Source organism: Actinomycetospora sp. NBC_00405, assembly GCF_036044095.1.
Taxonomy (GTDB): Bacteria; Actinomycetota; Actinomycetes; order Mycobacteriales; family Pseudonocardiaceae; genus Actinomycetospora; species Actinomycetospora callitridis.
Map to the genome: position 1 here is coordinate 3038686 of NZ_CP107938.1, position 20774 is coordinate 3059459.

At 75.9% G+C, this 20774-nt stretch carries 22 protein-coding genes; 8 read left to right on the plus strand and 14 right to left on the minus strand.

The window, feature by feature from the left end; translation table 11 throughout:
- Positions 1-32: 32 nt before the first annotated feature.
- Both serC and sepH read left to right on the plus strand, forming a co-directional pair.
- Complete coding sequence (serC, locus tag OG774_RS14930) at positions 33-1178, plus strand: phosphoserine transaminase (RefSeq protein WP_442873878.1); 1146 nt, start codon at positions 33-35, stop codon at positions 1176-1178.
- Between the two features lie 211 nt (positions 1179-1389).
- Positions 1390-2532, plus strand: coding sequence for a septation protein SepH (sepH, locus tag OG774_RS14935; protein ID WP_328301760.1), 1143 nt, complete (start codon positions 1390-1392; stop codon positions 2530-2532).
- A gap of 5 nt (positions 2533-2537) precedes the next feature.
- On the opposite strand, the gene OG774_RS14940 is transcribed toward sepH, so the two are convergent.
- Both OG774_RS14940 and OG774_RS14945 read right to left on the minus strand, forming a co-directional pair.
- Positions 2538-3260 (minus strand): DUF2537 domain-containing protein, encoded by a 723-nt coding sequence (locus OG774_RS14940; protein ID WP_328301762.1) that lies wholly within the window; start codon positions 3258-3260, stop codon positions 2538-2540.
- Positions 3257-4069, minus strand: coding sequence for a TrmH family RNA methyltransferase (locus OG774_RS14945; protein ID WP_328301764.1), 813 nt, complete (start codon positions 4067-4069; stop codon positions 3257-3259). The genes OG774_RS14940 and OG774_RS14945 overlap by 4 nt, the downstream gene beginning before the upstream one ends.
- 186 nt (positions 4070-4255) lie before the next feature.
- Between OG774_RS14945 and OG774_RS14950 the strand changes: the two genes are divergently transcribed.
- Entirely contained in the window at positions 4256-4813 is a 558-nt protein-coding gene (locus OG774_RS14950; protein WP_274192649.1) for a bifunctional nuclease family protein, read from the plus strand.
- Positions 4814-5070: 257 nt separating this feature from the next.
- Entirely contained in the window at positions 5071-6585 is a 1515-nt protein-coding gene (locus OG774_RS14955; RefSeq protein WP_328301767.1) for a glutamate--cysteine ligase, read from the plus strand.
- On the opposite strand, the gene OG774_RS14960 is transcribed toward OG774_RS14955, so the two are convergent.
- Positions 6582-7283 carry a class I SAM-dependent methyltransferase gene (locus OG774_RS14960; RefSeq protein WP_328301769.1) on the minus strand — a complete coding sequence of 234 codons (702 nt, stop codon included), beginning with the start codon at positions 7281-7283 and terminating at the stop codon, positions 6582-6584. The two genes, OG774_RS14955 and OG774_RS14960, sit on opposite strands and share 4 nt — an antisense overlap.
- A gap of 645 nt (positions 7284-7928) precedes the next feature.
- On the opposite strand from OG774_RS14960, the gene OG774_RS14965 reads away from it, so the two are divergent.
- Positions 7929-8087 carry a helix-turn-helix domain-containing protein gene (locus tag OG774_RS14965; protein WP_328301771.1) on the plus strand — a complete coding sequence of 53 codons (159 nt, stop codon included), beginning with the start codon at positions 7929-7931 and terminating at the stop codon, positions 8085-8087.
- Here the strand turns inward: OG774_RS14965 and OG774_RS14970 are convergent.
- From OG774_RS14970 to OG774_RS14980, 3 genes are all read right to left on the minus strand, one after another.
- Complete coding sequence (locus tag OG774_RS14970) at positions 8084-9346, minus strand: MFS transporter (RefSeq protein ID WP_328301773.1); 1263 nt, start codon at positions 9344-9346, stop codon at positions 8084-8086. The genes OG774_RS14965 and OG774_RS14970 overlap by 4 nt on opposite strands.
- A gap of 95 nt (positions 9347-9441) precedes the next feature.
- Entirely contained in the window at positions 9442-9660 is a 219-nt protein-coding gene (locus OG774_RS14975; RefSeq protein ID WP_328301775.1) for a dodecin, read from the minus strand.
- 91 nt (positions 9661-9751) lie between these two features.
- The gene (locus OG774_RS14980; RefSeq protein WP_328301777.1) at positions 9752-10378 is read right to left on the minus strand and encodes a TetR/AcrR family transcriptional regulator; all 627 of its coding nucleotides are present in this window, start codon (positions 10376-10378) and stop codon (positions 9752-9754) included.
- Positions 10379-10443: 65 nt separating this feature from the next.
- On the opposite strand from OG774_RS14980, the gene OG774_RS14985 reads away from it, so the two are divergent.
- Positions 10444-11847, plus strand: a complete 1404-nt coding sequence (locus OG774_RS14985; RefSeq protein ID WP_328301779.1) for a molybdopterin-dependent oxidoreductase — start codon at positions 10444-10446, stop codon at positions 11845-11847.
- Entirely contained in the window at positions 11847-12356 is a 510-nt protein-coding gene (locus OG774_RS14990) for a hypothetical protein (RefSeq protein WP_328301780.1), read from the plus strand. The genes OG774_RS14985 and OG774_RS14990 overlap by 1 nt, the downstream gene beginning before the upstream one ends.
- On the opposite strand, the gene OG774_RS14995 is transcribed toward OG774_RS14990, so the two are convergent.
- Positions 12353-13162, minus strand: a complete 810-nt coding sequence (locus OG774_RS14995; protein ID WP_328301783.1) for a methyltransferase domain-containing protein — start codon at positions 13160-13162, stop codon at positions 12353-12355. The two genes, OG774_RS14990 and OG774_RS14995, sit on opposite strands and share 4 nt — an antisense overlap.
- The gene (locus OG774_RS15000) at positions 13159-14856 is read right to left on the minus strand and encodes an AMP-binding protein (protein WP_328301785.1); all 1698 of its coding nucleotides are present in this window, start codon (positions 14854-14856) and stop codon (positions 13159-13161) included. Before OG774_RS15000 ends, OG774_RS14995 begins: the two co-directional genes overlap by 4 nt.
- A gap of 194 nt (positions 14857-15050) precedes the next feature.
- On the opposite strand from OG774_RS15000, the gene OG774_RS15005 reads away from it, so the two are divergent.
- Positions 15051-17849, plus strand: a complete 2799-nt coding sequence (locus OG774_RS15005; RefSeq protein WP_328301787.1) for an ATP-binding protein — start codon at positions 15051-15053, stop codon at positions 17847-17849.
- Here the strand turns inward: OG774_RS15005 and OG774_RS15010 are convergent.
- The 6 genes from OG774_RS15010 to OG774_RS15035 form a co-directional block, all read right to left on the minus strand.
- Positions 17846-18277, minus strand: a complete 432-nt coding sequence (locus tag OG774_RS15010) for a YybH family protein (protein WP_328301789.1) — start codon at positions 18275-18277, stop codon at positions 17846-17848. The genes OG774_RS15005 and OG774_RS15010 overlap by 4 nt on opposite strands.
- 64 nt (positions 18278-18341) lie before the next feature.
- Positions 18342-19211, minus strand: a complete 870-nt coding sequence (locus tag OG774_RS15015) for a DUF262 domain-containing protein (protein ID WP_328301791.1) — start codon at positions 19209-19211, stop codon at positions 18342-18344.
- On the minus strand, positions 19192-19419 hold the full coding sequence (locus OG774_RS15020; protein ID WP_328301792.1) for a hypothetical protein: 228 nt from the start codon (positions 19417-19419) through the stop codon (positions 19192-19194). The genes OG774_RS15015 and OG774_RS15020 overlap by 20 nt, the downstream gene beginning before the upstream one ends.
- A gap of 37 nt (positions 19420-19456) precedes the next feature.
- Positions 19457-20029, minus strand: a complete 573-nt coding sequence (locus OG774_RS15025; RefSeq protein WP_328301794.1) for a GTP-binding protein — start codon at positions 20027-20029, stop codon at positions 19457-19459.
- Positions 20010-20357, minus strand: a complete 348-nt coding sequence (locus OG774_RS15030; RefSeq protein WP_328301796.1) for a DUF742 domain-containing protein — start codon at positions 20355-20357, stop codon at positions 20010-20012. Before OG774_RS15030 ends, OG774_RS15025 begins: the two co-directional genes overlap by 20 nt.
- Entirely contained in the window at positions 20354-20773 is a 420-nt protein-coding gene (locus tag OG774_RS15035; RefSeq protein WP_328301798.1) for a roadblock/LC7 domain-containing protein, read from the minus strand. Before OG774_RS15035 ends, OG774_RS15030 begins: the two co-directional genes overlap by 4 nt.
- Position 20774: the final 1 nt, after the last annotated feature.

Sequence of the window (20774 nt, forward strand, 5' to 3'; positions counted from 1 at the left end):
CACGACAGCGGTCGTCGCGGGACGCTGGGAGGATGTCCGGCGTGACCACGTCGACCGACACGCTGCAGATTCCCGCCGAGCTCCTGCCCAGTGACGGGCGGTTCGGGTGCGGTCCCTCGAAGGTGCGCCCCGAGCAGCTCGCCCACCTGGCCCAGGCCGGTGACGTGATGGGCACGTCGCACCGCCAGAAGCCGGTCAAGTCGATCGTCGGGCGCGTGCGGTCCGGCCTGCGCGACCTGTTCTCGATCCCCGAGGGCTACGAGGTCGTCCTGGGCGTCGGCGGGACCACCGCCTTCTGGGACGCCGCGGCCGCCGGCCTGGTGCGCGAGCGCAGCCTCCACCTGACCTACGGCGAGTTCTCCTCGAAGTTCGCCTCGGTGACCAAGGGCGCCCCGTTCCTCGCCGACCCGATCGTCGTCTCCGCCGACCCGGGCAGCGCCCCGGAGCCGACCTCCGACCCGAGCGCCGACCTCATCGGCTGGGCCCACAACGAGACCTCGACCGGTGTGGCCGTGCCCGTCACGCGCCCGAGCGGGTCCGGCGACGCGCTCGTCGCGATCGACGCCACCTCCGGCGCGGGTGGGCTGCCCGTACAGATCAGCGAGTCCGACGTCTACTACTTCGCGCCCCAGAAGTCGTTCGCCGCCGACGGCGGGCTCTGGATCGCGATCATGTCGCCGGCCGCGCTCGAGCGCGTCGAGCAGATCGACAAGGACCGTCCGGGCGAGCGCTGGATCCCGGAGTTCCTCTCGCTGCCCACCGCGCTGGACAACTCCCGCAAGGACCAGACCTACAACACCCCGGCCGTGGCGACGCTGCTGCTGCTGGCCGACCAGATCGAGTGGATGAACGCCGGCGGCGGGCTCGACTGGGCCACCGGGCGCACCAAGGACTCCTCGGACCGGCTGTACCGGTGGGCTGAGGAGTCGTCGGTCGCGACGCCGTTCGTCGCCGACCCGGCGCACCGCTCGCAGGTGGTCGGCACGGTCGACTTCACCGACGACGTGGACGCTGCCGCCGTCGCGGCCACCCTGCGCGCCAACGGCGTCGTCGACACCGAGCCGTACCGCAAGCTCGGACGCAACCAGCTGCGCGTCGGGATGTTCCCCGCGGTCGAGCCGGACGACGTCACGAAGCTGACCCAGTGCATCGACTGGGTCATCGAGCGTCAGTCGTGACCAGTCGGCTGGGCCGAACGGGCTAGCTCAGGCGTCACGCCCGCCCCGCCCGTGTCTCCCGTCCCACGCAGACGAGAGACACGGGCGGCGCGCCTCCCTCGTCCGAGGAGACCGCTCGCCTAGCGTCGGTGGGCGAGCACCGCACCCCACCGCCGCCGCAGGGTGGCACCGACGTCCGGGGTCCGGGCCCGCGAGCCGACGGGGAGGCCTGATGCGTCAGCTGCGCGTCGTCGGCCTGGGAGACGACCACGAGACCGTGATCCTCGAGGACCCGATCCGCCACGAGCGCTTCGCGGTGTCGGGGGACGAGCGACTGCGGGCCGCCGCGCGCGGCGACGTCCGGAGGCTGGGGCAGATGGAGATCGAGATCACCAGTCCCCTGCGGCCCCGCGACATCCAGGCGCGGGTGCGGGCCGGCGAGTCGGTCGACGACGTCGCGGCGGCCGGCGGGGTCAGCGCCGCACACGTCGAGCGTTTCGCCTACCCGGTGCTGCTCGAGCGCGCCCGGGTCGCCGAGATCGCCCGCCGCGCCCACCCGCTGCTCCCCGGCGACGCCGCCCGCACCGACGAGCGCACGCTCGGCGAGATCGTCGCCGCGACGTTCGCCGCCCGCGGGCAGGACCTCGACGACGGCCGGTGGGACGCCAGCAAGGCCGAGGGCGCGTCGTGGATCGTGACGCTGTCCTGGCAGGCGGGGCGCTCGGACAACGTCGCCCGCTGGGCGTTCAAGCCCGGCGCCGCCGGCGGCACCGTCGACCCGCGCGACGACCCCGCCCGCGAGCTGCTCGGCCAGGAGCCGACCGCGGGCCCGCGCCGCGTCGAGAAGCCGGAGGACCCCGAGGCGGGCGACGGCCCGGCCACCCGCGACGGCACGCTCCACGACGCCCTCGACGAGGCCCTCGAACAGACCCCCGCGATGGCCGCCTCCGGCGACATCGCCCCGCGCCGGCCCACGGGGTCGGGGCACGGCTCGGCTGGACATGCCTCGACTGGACATGCCTCGACTGGACATGCCTCGACTGGGCATGCCTCGTCGGGGCAGGGCACCGGACAGGGCTCCCGCCGGCCCGAGCGCGGCGCCGCCCGCCGCGGGGGCCGCTCGGCCCGCCCGGCGATGCCCCCGACCTCCGCGTCCCCCCGCGCCGCCTCCTCGGGCGGCGAGCAGGTGCCGGTCCCCCGCGCGGGACAGCGCGACGAGACCGACGCGCCCGCGGTCGACCCCGGGCCCGCCGCGGCCGAGGTCGCCACCCCGACCACCGACCCCGGCGAGGGCAGCCGCCGGGGCCGGCGCGCCCACCCGATCGTCCCGTCGTGGGAGGACGTCCTGCTGGGGACGCGCTCGCCCCGCACCTGACGGGGCTAGAACGCCGCCACCGCGAGGAACACCAGCGCGAGCCCGGTGCCGACGAACGTCCCGTACACCGCCCAGCGCCAGGTGGGTACGTGCCGGTTGAGCCACAGGGCCGGCACGAGCCCGGCGACGACCGCGGCGTCGACGGCCAGCCCGATCATGCCGAGGCCGGTGACCAGCGGCGCGGCGAGGGCCAGGTTCGCCAGCAGCACGACCCCGCCCACGAGGGCGACGAGGAGCAGCCCGACTCCCCAGGGGGTCGGTTCGGCGGCCGCGGTGGCCGCGTCGAGCTCCTGGGCCTCGGGGGGCAGGTGGGGTGTCGCCCCGTTGCCGTTCTCGCTCGCCCGCACGGGCAGCGGCGGCACCGGCGGCGGGTGCGGGGTCCGCGTGACGGCCCGGAGCGCCACGCGGTGCCCGGTGACGGGGTCGCAGTAGTCGACGGGCGCGTCCAGCTCCACGGACAGGCGTGCGGCGAGCCGGCGGCCACGGCGGCTGATCGTCTCCGTGGTCGGGTCGGCCTGGGCGCCAGCGGGCTGGGCGGCAGCGGGCTGGGCGGCAGCGGGCTGGGCGGGGACCGACGCGGCCACGCGCGCCCACTCCCGCAGCGCGTCGACGAGGTCGGGCGGCAGGCCCCACGTCCGGCCGCCGGTACCCGTGTCCCCGGCCTCCCCCAGCGGCACCCCGGCCACCATCGCCCGCCCCCGCTCGGCGCGGACCTCGACGACCTTCACGACGCCGACCCCACCGGGCCCGCCGTGGCGTGGAACGCGACGGCCGCGGCCGTGGCGACGTTGAGCGAGTCGACGTCGCCGGCCATCGGGATGCGGACCCGGACGTCGGCGGCGGCGAGCGCCTCGTCGGACAGCCCCGGGCCCTCGGCGCCGAGCACGAGGGCGACGCGCGCGTGCCCGGCGAGCTCCGCCAGCGCCCCGGGGTTCCCGCCGGGTGTGAGGGCCGCGAGGGTGAACCCCGCGCCCCGCAGGGCCGTCACGGCCGCCGCGAGCCCGCACGTGGCGAACGGCACGCGCAGCACGTGGCCCATCGAGACGCGGACGCTGCGGCGGTAGAGCGGATCGGCGCACTCGGGACCCACGAGCACGGCGTCGACCCCGAGGGCGGCGGCGTTGCGGAAGAGCGCGCCGAGGTTCTCGTGGTCGTTGACGCCCTCGAGCAGCGCCACCCGGCGGGCGCCGGCCAGCAGCGCGGCGAGGTCGGGCGCGGGCGCCCGGTCGGCGCTGGCGAGCACGCCCCGGTTGAGGTGGAAGCCGACGACCTCCGCCATCGTCGCGGCGTCGGTGACGTAGGCGGGCACGTCGGCCCCGGCCAGGTCGGGGGCGAGGTCCTCGACGCGGCGGGCCACGCCGAGCAGGGCCCGCGGCGGGTAGGGCGAGGCCAGCAGGCGGCGGACGACCACGGTGCCCTCGGCGAGCACGAGACCGCGCCCGCCGGGGCGGTCGGGACGCCGGTCGGCGCGGGCGAGATCGCGGAAGTCGGCGAGGCGCGGGTCGGCCGCGTCGTCGACCGCCACCACACGCGCCACGTGCGTATCGTCCCAGACCCGACTGGCGGGATCCGAGGCGGCGAGGCACCGTCCGGGGCGCGGCGAGCAAGCGGGTCCGTGTGTCGTCCGGGCCGGGCGGGGCATCCGGGTCCGGCAAGCGCCGCCGCGGGATTCGGCGGGACGGAAGCTCTCCGGGAGCGCCCGGAGACGTGGGAGGCTGGGACCGTGAGCGAGATGCGGGTGGTCGGCGTGCTGGCCGTGGACGACGCGACCCAGCAGGGCGGCGGCTCGGGTGCCGGATCGGGCGAGAGCCGGCACCCCGTCGTGCTGCTGCAGGAGACCGAGGGCAAGCGCTGCCTCCAGATCTGGATCGGGCTGGCCGAGGCCGAGGCCATCGCCCTCGAGCAGCAGGGACGGCTCCCCGAGCGCCCGCTGACCCACGTGCTGATCTCGGACGTGGTCTCCGCGCTCGGGCGGCGTCTCGAGCGCATCGAGATCACCGAGGTGCGCGGCGGCACGTTCTACGCCGACCTCGTCTTCGACCGCGGGCTGCGGGTCTCGGCGCGGCCCAGCGACTCGATCGCGATCGCGCTGCACGCCGACGTGCCGATCCACGCGACCGAGGGCGTCCTCACCGACGCCGGCGTGGTGGTCGAGGACGACGAGGCCGAGGAGGCCGCGACCACGGCCAGCAGCGCCGGCGGCGCCGACGAGGACGAGGTCGACCGGTTCCGGGCGTTCCTCGACAACATCTCGCCGGAGGACTTCGGGCGCAGCGGCTGACGCGAGGCCGAACGGCGCACGTGCGATCGTCCCCCTGGTGGCCCAGAGGTCACCCTGTGTCGACGAACGGTCGGCCCCGGGCATGCCCTACGCTGAACGGACTCTTTCCGCGGGCGGACGGCCTTGGCGGGTGGCGTCGATCTCCGGGCTGTGTCAGCGTGTCCGGTCGTCGGGGTTCGCGTGAGTCGGGGGTGCCGCGCCGGTCGTGGCCGACACCCGGTGGTCGAGTCGGATCGTGGACGGGAGCCGGGCGGGTCATGGGCCAGCACCTCGCCGCCACCCTCTTCACCGCCTCGGACCAGGCTCGGTACCGCCACCGCATCCACCGCTGCCTCGAGGCGTTCGGGCGGATGGTCACCGAGGGCCGGTTCGCCGCGGACGAGCCCAGCACCGGGGTGGAGATCGAGCTCGCCCTGGTCGACGAGGACATGCGCCCGGCGATGCTCAACCACGCCGTGCTCGACCGCTCCGCGTCCGACGTGCTCACCTCGGAGCTCGGCCGCTGGAACCTCGAGATCAACCTCCCGCCGCGGATGCTGCCCGGTGCCACCGCCCGTGATCTCGAGAAGGACATGCTCGACGCGGTGTCGAGCGCCGGGGAGTGCGCCCGCGGCGTCGGCGCGAGCGCCGTGACGATCGGCATCCTGCCCACGCTCGGCGCCGAGCACCTCGCGTCCGACCAGCTCACCGAGGACCCGCGCTACGCGCTGCTCAACCGCCAGATGCTCACCGCGCGCGGCGAGCCGTTCCGCCTCGACATCACCGAGCCCCCCGCGGCCCGGGGCGGGCCGGCGGACGGCTCGCCCGCCGAGCACCTCGTGCTCGACGTCGACTCGATCGCGCCCGAGGCGGCCTGCACGTCGCTGCAGCTGCACCTCCAGCTGACCCCCGAGACCTTCCCCGCGTACTGGAACGCCGCGCAGGCCGTCGCCGGCCTGCAGGTGGCGCTCGCGGCGAACTCCCCTTTCCTGCTCGGCCGCCGGCTCTGGGCCGAGACGCGGGTGCCGCTGTTCACCCAGGCCGTCGACACCCGGCCCGTGGAGCTGCGCAACCAGGGCGTGCGGCCCCGCGTGTGGTTCGGCGACCGCTGGGCCCAGTCGGCCTACGACCTCTTCGAGGAGAACGTCCGCTACTTCGGCGCGCTGCTCCCGCTCGCCGAGGACGAGGACCCGTTCTCCGAGCTCGAGGCCGGGCGCGCGCCGAGCCTGCACGAGCTGCGGCTGCACAACGGCACGGTGTGGCGCTGGAACCGGCCGGTGTACGACGTCGCCGACGGCGTCGCGCACCTGCGGCTGGAGAACCGCGTGCTGCCCGCAGGCCCCACGGCGGTCGACGCCGTCGCCAACGCGATGTTCTTCTACGGGCTCATCCGCGCGCTCGCGGAGTCCGACCGCCCGCCGTGGCAGCAGATGTCCTTCGACGCCGCCGAGGCGAACTTCACCGCCGGCGCGCGGCACGGGATCGACGCCGCGCTGTACTGGCCCGGGCTCGGCACCGTCCGGGCCGACGAGCTCGCGCTGCGCCGCATGCTGCCGCTGGCGCGGGAGGGCCTCGCGGCCTGGGGTGTCGACGGGTCGGAGGCGGATCGCTACCTGTCGGTGATCGAGCAGCGCTGCGTGCGCCGGTGCACGGGCGCCGCCTGGCAGATCCGGGCCGTGAGCGAGGCCGAGCGCCGCGGCGCCGACCGCCCGACCGCGATCCGGCACATGATGCGCGTCTACCTCGAGGGCATGGAGGCCAACGAGCCCGTGCACACCTGGCCGGGGATCTAGCCGGGGGCCACGGCTCGGTGGAACACCACCCGGCCGAAGGTGCGGGTCCGGCGGGCCACGGCGTCCACCTCGGTGAAGCCGGCGTCGCGCAGCATCGTCGCGACGTCGTCGGCGCCGGTGAGGTGAGGCGAGCCGTGCCCGTGCCCGTGGCCCTGACCGTGCCCGTGCCCGTGGCCCTCGCCGTGGTCGTGGCGCGCGAACCAGCCCAGGATCCCGGGGTCGGTGCCGTCGGGGTCGACGAGGTGCAGGCTCCCGCCGGGCGCCAGCACCCGCCGGGCCTCCGCGAGCATCGCCCGCTGCTCCTCCGGCGGCAGGTGGTGGAACATGAACGAGGAGAGCACCCGGTCGACGGAGCCGTCGGCGTACGGGAGCTGGTCGGCGTAGCCGCGCTCCAGGCGCAGGGCGACGCCGTGCCGTCCGGCCTTGCGGCGGGCCAGGTCGAGCACCGCCGGGTCGGGGTCGAGGCCGACGAGCGTCGCGCCGGGCGCGACGCGGGCGGCCAGCAGCAGCACCTCGCCGGTGCCCGTGCCGAGCTCCAGCACCGTCTGCCCGGGCGCGACCCCGGCCTGCGCGACGAGCTGCCAGTGGATGGCGCGCGCCCCCAGGACGCGGGTGAACACGTCGTAGGTGGCGGCGGGCGCGCCGAAGCCCATCGCCGGCAGGAACGGGCGCTCGCCGGCGGGCGCGGACTGGGACACGATGGCCTCCGTCAGGGGCATGAGGACGGTCTTCCGGGGACCCCTCCACCCTGCGAGCGCACCCCACCTGCGGACAAGGGACGAAGCATGGGCGGGACGGGACGATCCTCGGTTCCCCTCGTGGGCCTCCCCCGGGTCCCGGCGCCCCGCCGGTGGCGGTGGAGCGCTGGTCCGACGCGACGGCCCGGCGCGCGGCGGTGGTCGGTGGGACCCACGCCCACGATTTCTTCGTGCTGCTCCACGTCGAGCGCGGCCGGGGTCCGATGCCGTCGACGACCGGGTCTGGGAGCTCGAGGACGGCGACGTCGTGGTGATCGCGCCCGGTGCGGTCGTCGCGCCACCGGAGGACACGACGACCGGCCTCGTGTGGGCGGTGTTCTTCCCGGCGGACGCGGTGGAACCGGGCGGGGCCGCGCCGCTGGTGTCGTGGCGCGCCCACCCGCTGCTGGCGCCGTTCTCCGGCGGGCGCGCCGGCCGACCGTCCGGTGCTCGCGGCGGTGTTCGACGTGCTCGAGCGCCGGTTCGCCGAGCCGATCACGCCGGCCGACGTCGCCCGCGAGGTGGGCCTGACGCCCGGTCACCTGACGACCCTCGTCGGGCGTCACACCGGCCGCACCGTGGGCCAGTGGCTCACCGAGCGGCGGATTGCGCGAGGCCCGCCGCCTCCTGACGTCCGACGACCTCACGGTCGCCGCGATCGCCCACCGGGTCGGGTACCGGGACCCGGGCTACTTCGTGCGCCGGTTCCGCCGCCATCACGGCGGCCACCGCAGGCGTGGCGGCACGCAGGGCCATGACGCCTAGGCGGCCACGGCGGCGGGGGTCCTCGTCCGCCGCCAGACGACCCACAGCCCGGCGATCACCGCGGCCAGCACCGACGCCACCCCGCCGAGCACCAGGGGCGCGCGGCCGCCGAACTCCTCGGCGAGCCAGCCCAGCGCGGGACCGCCCACCGGGGTGCCGCCGAGGAGCACGAGCATCCAGAGGCCCATGACCCGCCCGCGCACGGACTCGTCGACCCCCAGCTGGATCGCGGCGTTGGCGGCGCTGGTGAACAGCAGCTGGGCCGCACCGGTGGGGATCAGCAGCAGCGCCACGCCCAGGTAGCTCGGCATCAGCCCGGCGGCGGCCTCGCAGACGCCGAAGACCGCGGCGGCCAGCAGGACGGTGCGCAGGCGGGGCCTGCCGACGCGGCGCGCGGCGTGGAACGCCCCGAGCAGGCAGCCGACGGCCAGGGCCGAGGTCAGCAGGCCGTAGGACTCCGCGCCGCGGCCGAAGACGTTGCGGGCGACGATCGCGAGCGTCACGAAGAAGTTGATGCCGAGCGTCGACACGAAGAAGACGATCACCAGGAGCAGCACGACGTCGGGGTGACGCCGGACCTCGCGCAGGCCCGAGAGCACGGCGCCGCGCTCCCGGGGCGCGCGGGCGTAGGCGAACATCTCGGCCGGGCGCATGAGGGCGAGCCCGGTGAGCACCGCGACGAAGGTGATCGCGTTGAGCAGGAACACCCACCCGGTGCCGACCGTGGCGACGAGCAGGCCCGCGACCGCCGGGCCGACGACGCGCGCGGTGTTGAACGTCATCGAGTTCAGGGCGACGGCGTTGGCGAGCGCGCCCGACCCGACCATCTCGCCGGCGAACGACTGGCGCACGGGCCCGTCGAGCGCGGAGATGCAGCCGAGGAGCACGCACAGCACGTAGACCTGGGTGAGCGTCACCAGGCCGCCGACGTCGAGCACGCCGAGCACGAGCGCGCACGCACCCATGCCGACCTGCAGGCCCATGAGCAGGCGGCGCTTGTCGTAGCGGTCGGCGATGGCGCCGCCCCAGAGCGAGAGCAGCAGCGTCGGCCCGAACTGCAGGGCCGCGGCGACGCCGAGGGCGACGGGGCTGCCGCCGGAGAGCTCGAGGACGAGCCAGTCCTGGGCCACCCGCTGCATCCAGGTGCCGACGAGCGAGACGACCTGGCCCGAGGCGAAGAGCCGGTAGTTGCGGACGCGCAGCGCCGCGAACATGGCGCCGGTCCGGCGGTCGGTGTGGGTGGTGTCGACCTCGCTCACGGGGTCTCGCCGTCCCACACCACGGTCCTGAGCTTACCTAACGAGTTGGGGGTCGGCGGGATGGCGGCGACGGGCGGCGCCACCCCGCCGCACGATCAGGACTTGGTGTCCTCGAGGGCGAAGCCGACCTTCAGCGTCACCTGGAAGTGCCCGACCTCGCCGTCCTGCACGTGACCACGAATCTCGACGACCTCGAACCACTCGACCTGACGCAGCGTCGAGGAGGCACGACGGATGGCGCCGCGGATGGCCTCGTCGACGCCCTCCGCCGAGCTGCCGACGATCTCGGTCTTGCTGTACGCGTTGTCCGCCACACGGGCTCCCTGGGTCTCTGACGATGTACTGGTCCTCCGAACCGATACCCGTTCTCCGGCGGACACCCACGTAACGGCGGTCGAGGTGGGATCACACCGGCCGCGGACGGACGTGGTCGACGGCCGCGCCGAGCGCGAGGGAGAGGACCTGGAGGTCGCGGTGGAGCCGGGCGAGCATCAGTCCGCCCTGCACGGCGGCGAGGACGGCCACGGCCATCTCGCCGGCGTCGCGGGCGGGGTCGACGACCCCCTGCGCCTGCCCGCGCGCGAGCAGCGCCGTGATGCGCTCCTGCCACTGCCGGAAGGCGGCAGCCTGGTACTCGCGCCACCGTGGCTCGGCGTCGACCTGGCCGCTGAAGACCCCCAGGGGGCAGGCGAACGGCCCGCCGCCGTCCCGGTGCAGCTCGAGGAGCGACGCCGCCCAGGCGTGGACGTCGTCCTCCCGCGCGGCCTGGTCGAGTGTGGCGGGGTCGAGCGCGGGCTGCGCGGCGAGCACCCGTTCGAGCTGCCGGTCGATCACGGCCAGCACGAGGTCGGACTTGCCGTCGAAGTAGTGGTAGAGCTGCGACTTCCCGGTGCCACTGACCTTCAGCACGTCGCCGACGCCGGTGGCGGCGATCCCCCGCTCGTGCATCAGGTCGGCCGCCGCGTCGACGATCGCCTCCCGGGTCCGTCGACCCCGCGCCGTCGGGGGACCGTGCGCCGCGTCGAGGCTCATCGACCCGTCCTCGTCCCCACGGACGAGATTGTACCGATAGGTACAGTCTGCGCTAGGGTCCCGTCATGACGACCGTGCGCCCCACGGATCCCCCCGAGACCGGGTCCGGTCCGCCGCCACGCGTGGCCGTCGAGCCCGAGTACGGCTTCCCGAGGTCGCTCTTCCGCGCCCTGGCCCGGATCCCGGTGCCCCCGCCGGCCGACCCGAGGACGTGGCGCAGTCCGCTGCGCGGGACGTGGCTGACCTCGGTGTTCGGCGCGGTCCTCCTCGTCGGCCTGCCGATCGTGATCGTCACGGGACTGCTCTCCTACATCGCCTACGGACCGCAGTTCGGCCAGGCGATCCCCGCCGACGTCGGCTACCTGCACCTGCCGTACTTCGACTGGCCGTCGAACCCGTCCTGGCTCTACCGGCTCACCCAGGGCCTGCACGTGACGCTCGGGATGATCCTGACGCCGATCGTGCTCGCCAAGCTCTGGTCGGTGGTGCCGAAGCTGTTCGTCTGGCCCCCGGTCCGCAGCCTCGGCGGACTGCTCGAACGGATCTCGCTGCTGGCCCTGGTCGGCGGCATCCTGTTCGAGTTCGTCACCGGGCTGATGAACACCCAGTACGACTACTCGTTCGGCTTCAGCTTCTACCTCGCGCACTACTACGGCGCGTGGGTGTTCATCGCCGGCTTCGTCAGCCACGTCGTGCTGAAGGTCCCGACGATGGTCCGGGCCCTGCGCGCGGGTCCGGACGGGAGCGGCGCCTTCGGACGCTGGCTCAACGACGGGGTCGCCGAGACCGAGCCCGAGCCGATGGACCAGGCGGAGCTCGCCCCGCTCGCCCCGAACCGGCCGACCCTGAGCCGTCGCGGCCTGCTCGCGATGGTCGGCGGCGGCAGCGCGCTGGTCGCGGTGCTGAGCGTCGGCCAGACGTGGGATCCCCTGCGTCCGCTCGCGCTGCTCTCCCCGCGCGGGCAGTCCTACGGCACCGGCCCGAACGACTTCCAGATCAACCGCACGCTCGCGGGCTCCGGGATCGACCCGGCGCGGCTCGGTGCGGACTGGCGTCTGACCCTGCGCGGCGGGGCGACCGAGGTCTCGCTGACCCGCGACCAGCTGCTCGGCATGGCGTTGCACACCGCGACCCTGCCGATCGCGTGCGTCGAGGGCTGGTCGGTGTACCGCACGTGGACGGGCGTCCGCCTCCGTGACCTCGCCGCCCTCGCGGGCGTCCCCGACCCGGCGAACGCGTTCGTCCAGTCCGTCGAGACCAGCGGCGCCTTCGCCCGCGCCACACTGCAGAACAACCAGGTCCTCAACCCGGACTCGCTGCTCGCCCTGCGTGTCGGCAACCCCGGCGAGGAGACCGTCGACCTCGCCCCCGACCACGGCTTCCCGGCCCGGGTGATCGTCCCGGCGCTCCCCGGGGTGCACAACACCAAGTGGGTCTCGTCGATCGACTTCCGTCCGGGGACCGGCTGATGGCGACGTTCCTGCGGTCCTGGCGCCGCTTCTACGGCGAGAACCCCCTGCACCTGCTCTCGGTGCTCGGGTGCTTCGCCCTCTCCGGGTACGTGGTGTCGCTGGTGTACACCGACCCGAGCGCGATCTGGCTCGCGATCTGGTTCCTCGGCGCCGTGATCGCCCACGACCTCGTGCTCTACCCCCTCTACGCCCTCGCCGACCAGCCGCTGACGATCAGCCGGTGGGCGCGGCGCCGCTACGGCCCCGAGCGCCCCCCGCGCGTCCCGGCGATCAACCACATCCGGGTGCCGGCGCTGGGCTCGGCCGTCCTCTTCCTCATCTACCTGCCGACGATCACCGGTCGCGGCGAGGACGCGCTGCGGTTCACGTCCGGCCTGAGCACGGCCGGCATCTTCGACAACTGGCTGCTGATCACCGCGATCCTCTTCCTGGGCAGCGCGGTGATCTACGCGGTGCGCCTGGGGGTGGCGGCGCGGCGCAGCGCCCGGGACGGGGCCGAGATCTAGGCGCCCTCCGGCCGGCGCGCGACGGCCGCGAACGTCGCGAGCATGTACTCCGGACGCGGCTCCCAGCCGTCCATCGTCGCGTGGGCGGCCTCCCAGCGGGCGAGGTCGTCGGGGCCCGCGAGCCCGGCGGCGACGAGGGCCTCCCGCGCCGCCCACGCCGGGCCGCGCACACCCGGCGGGACCGCCCCGATCTCGAACCAGCCGCGGAACTCACGCACCTCGAGGCCGGCCGCGCGCGCCAGCGTGGCCAGTCGCCGGCCCACCCGCAGATCGTTGCCCTGGTCGGCGTGCCAGCGCCGGTAGCGCTCGACCAGGTCGTCGGCGTCGGGCGGAGCCGGCGCGACGCTGGCGCTCAGGGCGTCGACGTCGAGCAGGTAGACGTGCCCGCCGGGGCGCACGAGACGGGCGAGGTGGTCGACGATCGCCTGCTCGCCGCCGCCGTTGTGGGCCAGGACGTGGCGCAGGACCGCGACGTCGAACGCGCCCTCGGGCAGGCCCGTGGCCTCGGCGCGCGCCTGCCGCACCTCGGCGCCGACGGCGCCCGCCGCGTCCAGGCCGGCACGGGCCGTCGCCACCGCCTCGGGATCGGCGTCCACGCCGACGACCCGGCCTGCGGGCGCCACGGCCTCCGCGAGCAGCGTGAGCACCGCGCCGGGCCCGCACCCGACGTCCACGGCGCGGGCGCCGGGGCGCAGGCCCGCGAGGTCCCACAGGTCCGCCTCCCGCTCGCGGGCCCGCACGGCCATCATCCGGTAGCGCGCGAGCTCGTCGTCGGACAGGCGCAGGGCGTAGCCGGTGGTGCTCACGGCGCACTCACGGGTTCGGCCGGGGCGGTCGGGGCCGGAGGGGTGGCAGCCGGGGCCGTCGACGACGGTGCGGCGGCGGTGAGCGCCCCGGCGCGCTCCTGCGCGACGAGCAGCCGTCGCAGGATCTTGCCCGACGGCGAGGTGGGGATCACGTCGACGAAGGCGAGCTCGCGCGGGCACTTGTACGCCGCCACGCGGGCCGCGACGTGGGCGAGGATCTCCGCGGCGGAGGCCCCGCCGGCCGCCACCACCACCGCCTTGGGGCGCTCGCCGGCCCGCTCGTCGGGGATCGGGATCACGGCGGCGTCCGCCACCGCGGGGTGGGTCCGCAGCACGGCCTCGACCTCGGCCGGGGCGACCTGCAGGCCCTTGACCTTGATGAGCTCCTTGAGCCGGTCCTCCACGAACACGTTCCCGGCGCCGTCGATGCGGGCGAGGTCGCCGGTGCGCAGCCAGCCGTCGGCGTCGACCGTCGCGGCGGTGGCCGCGGGGTTGCCGAGGTAGCCGGTCATCAGCTGCGGGCCCCGGGCCCAGAGCTCGCCGGTCCCGTCGACGGGCAGGTCCTCGCCCGTCATGACGTCGACGATCCGGGCCTCCACGCCCGGCAGCAGGACCCCGCACGACCCGGGCGGGATCGGCGCGGCCGTGTCGACCAGCGTGATCGCCGCGACGGCCTCGGTCATCCCGTAGCCCTGACCGACCGGGGCACCGACGCGGGCCGCGCACTCCTGCTGGAGGTCGGCCGACAGCGGCGCGGCGCCGCAACCGACGAGGCGCAGGGAGGACAGGTCGAAGCGGTCCACCGCCGGGTGGCGCGCCATCGCCAGCACGATCGGCGGCACCACCACCGAGATCGTGAGCCGGTGGGTCTCGATGAGCCCGAGATAGGCCTCGAGGTCGAAGCGGGGCAGCGTCACGATCGTGCCGCCCGTCCGCAGGGTCACGCCCGCGACGACGTTGAGCCCGACGGCGTGGAAGAACGGCGCGACGGCCATCGCCCGGTCGTCGGCGGTCTGCGCGAGCGCGACCTGCATCTGCGCGACGTTAGTGACGATTGCCCGGTGGGTGAGCATCACGCCCTTGGCCAGCCCTGTCGTCCCCGACGAGTAGGGCAGCAGGGCGAGGTCGCGCCGCGGGTCGATCAGCGCACCCGGCATCCCCGGGCCCTCGGCGCCCGCGGCGTGGACGTCGGCCCACGCCGTCTCGCCGTCCGGGTCGCCGAGCACGACGATCTCGACGGGCCGGTCCCCCAGCGCCCGCGCCGCGCGGACCAGCGGCAGGAACGGCGGGATCGTGAGCAGCCACCGGGCGCCGCCGTCGCGGAGCTGGGCGGCGATCTCCTCGGGCGTGGAGAGCGGGTTGATGCCGGAGACGACCCCGCCGGCGCTCATCGCCCCGAAGGCGCCGACGAGCCACTCGGGCACGTTCGGCGCGACGATCGCGAGCACGTCCCCGCGGACGAACCCGCGACGGGCCAGACCCCGTGCGCACCGGTGCACGTCGCGGCGCAGGTCGCCGTAGGTCAGCGCGCGGCCCGACGGGCCGTCGATCACCGCCGGCGCGTCGGCGCGGGCCGCCGGGTGGTCGAGCAGGTACTCGGGTACGCCGACGTCGGGCACCTCGACGGCGGGCCACCGGCTGTGGTGGACGCGCGCGGCGCGGTCGGCGGTCGGGGTGCGGTGCGGCGCCGTCATCGGGGCCTCCGGGGCGGGTCGGGCCGGCGGTCCCGTCCAGCAGACCGGGCCCCGGCTGCCACGGGCGTCGGGGTGGGACCCCGAGGATTGGCCGACCCGATTAGTCAGATCTCCCGATGGTGGCCGGTCGCGGGGGCCCCTAGCGTCGTTCTCCCGGGGGACGGCGGTGGCCGATGACTGCGACGGAGTCGCCCATGACGCGCGCGGCGACGAGGACGGGAGAGGGCGTCCTCGAGCGCGCCCAGGAGCTGGCCGTGCTCTCGGACGTCCTGCGTGCGGCGGCCTCGGAGCGCGGCGGCGTGGTCTGGGTGGAGGGCCCCGCCGGCATCGGCAAGACCCGGTTGCTCGACGCCGCCCGCGAGCGCGCCGCCGCCCTCGGCATGACCGTCCTCGCGGCCCGCGCCGCCCGCCTCGAGCGCGACTTCGCGTTCGGCGTGGTCCGCGGCCTGTTCGAGGGGCTCGTGGCCCGCCGGCCCGGGCTGCTCGCCGGCGCCGCCCGCCTCGCCGCCCCGGTGGTCTCCTCCGGGCCCGCGACCGCGTCGGGCGGCGGGCCGGACGGCGACACCGACGCCGGCAGCGCCCTGCACGGGCTCTACTGGCTCACCGCGAACCTCGCCGACGCCGGGCCGGTGCTGCTGGTCGTGGACGACGCGCACGTCGCGGACGCGGCCTCGCTGCGGGCGATCGCCTACCTCGCGCGCCGGGTGTCCGAGCTCGGGGTGGCGATCGTGCTGGGCGCCCAGCCGCCCGCCGTGCACACCGCGTCGCCGCTGGTCGACGCCCTGCGCGACGCCGAGTCGACTGCCGTCCTGCGCCCGGCACCCCTGAGCCGCGACGGGATAGAGGCGCTGGTCCGGTGCCGGTTCCCCGTGTCGCCGGACCCGTCCTTCACCGCCGCGTGCCACGAGGTGACGGGCGGCAACCCGCTGCTGGTCCACGCCCTGCTCGCGGCCGTCGCCGAAGCCGGCGGCGACGCGGACCGGGCGGGTGCCGAGACGGTCGCGGCGCTCGCGCCTGCCGTGGTGGCGACGTTCGTGGCGCGCCGGCTGCGCGAGGCCGGCACCGAGGCCGCGACGGTCGCGCGGGCCGTCGCGCTGCTCGACGGCCGCGCCGAGCTGCGCCACGTCGTGGCCGTGAGCGGGCTCGACCCGGCCGTCGTCGCCCGGGGGGCACAGACCCTGGTCGGGGCGCAGCTGCTGCACCCGGGCCGCCCCCTGACGTTCGCGCACTCCCTGTTCGCGCAGGCCGTGGCGGACGGCACCGACTCCGCCGAGCGCCACCGCGGGCACCGCCGCGCGGCGGACGCCCTGGCCGCCGACGGCGCCGGGGCCGAGCTCGTGGCCGCGCACCTGCTGCACACCGAGGCGCTCGGCAATCCCGCCGTGGTCGCCCGGCTGCGGGACGCGGGGCGTGCCGCGCTCGCGAAGGGTGTCCCCGAGACCGCCATGACCTACCTGCGGCGCGCCGTCGCCGAGCCCCCGCCGGCCCCGGAGCGGGCTGCGGTGCTGCACGAGCTCGGGGCCGCGACCGCCCAGGTGTCCTACCGCGAGGGCGTGGCGCTGCTCGAAGAGGCCTTCGCCGCCGCCGTGCACCCGCACCGGCGCGGGCTGATCGCCCTGGAGCTCGCCCACGCCCTGAGCGTCACCCTGGCGTTCGAGCGCGCGCTGGCCGTGCTCGACGAGGCCCGGGCCGGGGTCGACGACGGCAGCGACCTGGCCACCGAGCTGGCCGCCGCGACCGTCGGGCTCGCCCGCCGGGACCCCGCGCGCCGTGCCGCGGCCGCCGAGCTCACGCGCACGCTGCGCCGCGACGGGCGCCTCCCCCGCCGCGGTGGCCCCGCCCTGCTCGCGACCACGGCCCTCGAGGCGCTGCAGACCGACACGGACGCGAGCGCCGTCGACCTCGCCCACGAGGCGCTGGCCGCGACGCTGCGCGAGCACACCCCGGACCCGGGGGTGATCCTGCCGGCGACGATGGTGCTGGTGGCGATCGACCACCTCGCCCCGGTCCGGGCGTGCGCCGAGTCGATCCTCGCCGGCGCGCGGCGTCGCGGGTCGAGCTACGACTTCATCGCGGCGTCCGTTCTGCGCGCCCAGACCCGGTACCTGCAGGGCGAGCTCGTCGAGGCGGAGGCCGACGCGCGCCTCGCCGACGCGCTCGCCGTCGAGCACGAGGCGCACTCCGCGCGCCGCTACACCGTCGCCTGGCTGCTGATCGTGCTCGTCGAGCGGGGCCTGGCCGCCGAGGCGCAGGAGGCCCTCGCGGCGAGCGGGGTGCGCGGCAGCACGGCGTACCTGCTCGCCGCGCGCGGGCGGGTGCACCTGGCGCTGGGGCGCGCGGCCGAGGCCGTCGACGACTTCGTCGCGTGCGGCGAGCGCCTCGCCCACCGCGGCATCCACCACCCCGGTGTGCTGCCCTGGCAGGCGGGCGTGGCCTCGGCCCTGCACCGCCTCGGCCGCGAGGCGGAGGCGGTCGCCGCCGCCGAGGAGGCCGTCCGCGTCGCGCGCCGCTTCGCCGCCCCGCGCGCGCTCGGCATCGCCCTGCGGGTCCGCGGCCTCGTGAGCGGGACGACCGCGCCGCTGCGCGAGGCGGTGGTGCTGCTCGAGCCCACGCCGGCGCGCCTCGAGCTCGCCCGCACGCGGGTCGACCTGGGCGCCGCCCTGCGCCGTGCCAACCACCGCGTCGAGGCGCGCACGGAGCTCGCCGCCGGCCAGGACCTCGCCCGGCGCTGCGGCGCCGACGCCCTCGTCGAGCGCGCCGGCGAGGAGCTGCGCGCCGCAGGCGCCCGGCCGCGGCGGATGGCCGTGAGCGGGGCCGACGCGCTGACCGCCAGCGAGCGGCGGGTGGCCGAGCTCGCGGCCGACGGGCTGTCGAACCGCGACGTGGCCCAGGCCCTGTTCGTCACCACCAAGACCGTCGAGACCCACCTCGGGCACGCGTACCGCAAGCTCGGCGTGACCGGGCGCGACGAGCTCGCCGCGCGCCTGCCCTAACCGCGCTGGTCGGCCGGCGGATAGTCGGCGTGCCGGTGGGTGAGCCACCAGCGACCGTCGAGGCGCCGGAACCCGTGCGTGACCCGCAGCGTCATCGGCTGTGGCGCGCCCCCGTCCACCCGCACGACGCCGCGCTCGACACCGACCGTGAGGCCGAGGTCGCCGCTGACCGCGACCACGGTGTACTCGGGCGGCTCCATCACGCCGTCACGGAAGCGGGAGGCCACCCACGTGAACGTGCGGGTGACCCGCTCGTGGCCCTGCTCGATCGGGCCCCAGGCGCCGAAGAGGGTCACGTCGTCGATGTCGGCCCAGAGCGCGGCGTAGGGCGCCGGGTCGCCGGCGACGATCGCATCGAGCGCCGCGGCGACGCGGTCGAGGAACGCGAGGAAGTCCGGCGGCGCGCTGACCGCCTCGGTGGTCGTCATGGGCACGAGGGTCGGCCCGTGCGGCCGGACGTCGCGTCGGGGCGCCACCCCGAGAATCCGGTGCTCACCGGTGGTCGTCGAAGATCGAGTGGCGGATCGGCTCCGGGACGGCGTCGCCGCGGCGGTCCCCGCGGCCCTCGGCGACGCCGTCCCAGTAGCTCGCGAGCCGGTCGCCGACGTCCTCTGGAGCCGGGCCGGACGGGGCGTCGGACCGGGGATCCGAGGCCCCCGGCGTACCGACCGCCCCGGGGGCGAGCTGGGCGAGGGGCTCCCGCTGCGGGAGGCCGGCGTCGGTGACACCGGCGTCGGGCGGGTCCACCGCCGCGCGGGCGGCGTCGTGACCGGCGTCGGCGGGTGATGACCAGCTCGATAACCACGACCGGTCGTCGAACGTCGAGAGGCCCCAGAAGTCGGAGAGGTCGGCGAACCAGGCGGAGACCTGATCGAAGATCGGCTCGGACGAGCCGGGGGCCCGGTGCGTCCCGGGCGCGGGCTCGGTGGACGGCGCGGGCACGGCGGGCACGACCGCCCGCGACGGCTCGTGCAGCCGGTCGAACAGCTCGGCGAGCTCCGCGGCGTGGTAGCCCGAGAGCGTGACGACCGGCAGCCGGAAGCGCCGCACCCGTCGTCGCACCTCGACCGGCAGCTCGCTGAACCGCAGCCCGTCCGGGCAGGCCAGCTCGTCGCGCAGGAACTGCGCGATCGTGTGCAGCCGCTGGCCGCCGTCGAGCACGACCTCGGGCTCAGCGGGCCCGGCGTCGCCCAGATGGACCGGCGGGACGCACCACCCGCGCAGGATCGTGTCGATCAAGCGCTGCTGACGGGGCCGGTCCCACTCCTCGTCGGCGGACCGATCGGATCGGAGATCGAGCTCCCGGCGGTCCATGCGGGCGACCAGCAGCTCGAGCTCGAGATCATCCCGTGCGACGTCCATCGGGACCTCCCCCTGTCGACGGGTACGGCGGCGCGACCGGCGTCGCGTGTCCCTGGTCGTGGCTCACGGCCGGGGGATCGGGGGACGGTGCCTGCCGTCCGGGCGCGAGCGTGACGCTCGCGACGACGAGGGCCAGGGCGATCGCCAGGTCGCCGACCACGACCGCGACGGTGGCCGGCCGGGGGCGCCCGACGGGTCGGGTGGTCACGCGCACGGGTCACGCCCGCCCACGCCGCTGGGCCCGCTCACGGCACGCGCGCCATCGCGTGCCGGACCAGCACGACCAGCATCTCGACCGTCGACTCGCGCCGGCGCGCGTCGCAGTACCGCAACGGCGTGCCCGGCGGGAGCTCCATCGCCTCGCGGACGTCGTCGAGGTCGTGCCGGCGGGCGCCGTCGAACTCGTTGACGCCGACGACGTAGGGCAGCCCGCGGGCCTCGAAGAAGTCGATCGCCGCAAAGCACGCGTCGAGGCGGCGGGTATCGGCGAGCACCACGGCCCCGATCGCCCCGCGGACGAGGTCGTCCCACATGAACCAGAACCGCTCCTGCCCGGGCGTGCCGAACAGGTAGAGGATGAGGTCCGAGGGCAGCGAGATCCGCCCGAAGTCCATGGCGACGGTCGTCGTCGTCTTCCCGAGGGTCAGCGACAGGTCGTCGACCCCGGCGCCCGCCTCCGTCATCACCGCCTCGGTGACCAGCGGGTCGATCTCCGAAACCGCGCCGACGAACGTGGTCTTCCCGACCCCGAACCCCCCGGCGACGACGATCTTCGCGGGCGCCGGCGACGCCCGGTCGTCAGAGACGTTGGAGGCCATCGAGCACCCTCTCCATCAGCGCCAGGTCCGGGCGGTCCGTGGCGGGGACGTGCAGCACGACGAGACCGTCGCCGGCCATGTCGTCGAGGAGCACCCGCACGACGCCGAGGGGCAGCGCGACCCGGGCCGACACCTCGGCCACCGAGATCGGGCGGACGCACAGCCGGCAGATGGCCTGCTGCTCCTGGGGCACGCCCCGGGACTCGGCGCCCGTGGCCGTCTCGACCAGCGTCTCGACGGCGAGCGCCGCGCCGGTCCGCGTGCGTCCGCGGGTCATCGTGTACGGCCGGACGCGCGGCGAGCGCTGCGGTCCGGCGCCGGACGTCATGTGGCCCGCGCGGTGCGCAGCTCGCGACGCACCGCGGGGGTGAGGGCCTTCCCCACCCGGTCGGCGAGGAGCGTCATCTCGTAGCCGACCAGGCCGCGGTCGCAGTCCGAGGTGGCCAGGCAGACGAGGCTCGAGCCGTCCCGGATCGCCATGAGCAGGACCACGCCGTGATCCATCTCCACGACGGTCTGGACGACGTCGCCGGCGTCGAAGCAGCGCGCCGCCCCGCCGGCCAGGCTCACGAGGCCCGACGCGATCGCGGCCAGCTGGTCCGCCCGCTCGTCGGGCAGGTGCCGGGACCGGGTCAGCAGCAGACCGTCAACGGAGACGACCACCGCGTGGGCGACGCCGGGGACGCGCCCGACGAAGTCGTCGACGAGCCAGGCGAAGCGGTGCGTCGGAGGGGTCCCGGTCATG

Coding starts and splice junctions, on each gene's coding strand:
- OG774_RS15015 (WP_328301791.1), bottom strand. CDS start 19,211: ATGGACGTCGCACGGGATGATCTCGAGCTCGAGCTGCTGGTCGCCCGC.
- OG774_RS14980 (WP_328301777.1), bottom strand. CDS start 10,378: ATGAGCCTCGACGCGGCGCACGGTCCCCCGACGGCGCGGGGTCGACGG.
- OG774_RS15010 (WP_328301789.1), bottom strand. CDS start 18,277: ATGACGACCACCGAGGCGGTCAGCGCGCCGCCGGACTTCCTCGCGTTC.
- OG774_RS14985 (WP_328301779.1), top strand. CDS start 10,444: ATGACGACCGTGCGCCCCACGGATCCCCCCGAGACCGGGTCCGGTCCG.
- serC (WP_442873878.1), top strand. CDS start 33: ATGTCCGGCGTGACCACGTCGACCGACACGCTGCAGATTCCCGCCGAG.
- OG774_RS15025 (WP_328301794.1), bottom strand. CDS start 20,029: ATGGCCTCCAACGTCTCTGACGACCGGGCGTCGCCGGCGCCCGCGAAG.
- OG774_RS15005 (WP_328301787.1), top strand. CDS start 15,051: ATGACGCGCGCGGCGACGAGGACGGGAGAGGGCGTCCTCGAGCGCGCC.
- sepH (WP_328301760.1), top strand. CDS start 1,390: ATGCGTCAGCTGCGCGTCGTCGGCCTGGGAGACGACCACGAGACCGTG.
- OG774_RS15035 (WP_328301798.1), bottom strand. CDS start 20,773: ATGACCGGGACCCCTCCGACGCACCGCTTCGCCTGGCTCGTCGACGAC.
- OG774_RS14955 (WP_328301767.1), top strand. CDS start 5,071: ATGGGCCAGCACCTCGCCGCCACCCTCTTCACCGCCTCGGACCAGGCT.
- OG774_RS15030 (WP_328301796.1), bottom strand. CDS start 20,357: ATGACGTCCGGCGCCGGACCGCAGCGCTCGCCGCGCGTCCGGCCGTAC.
- OG774_RS14990 (WP_328301780.1), top strand. CDS start 11,847: ATGGCGACGTTCCTGCGGTCCTGGCGCCGCTTCTACGGCGAGAACCCC.
- OG774_RS15000 (WP_328301785.1), bottom strand. CDS start 14,856: ATGACGGCGCCGCACCGCACCCCGACCGCCGACCGCGCCGCGCGCGTC.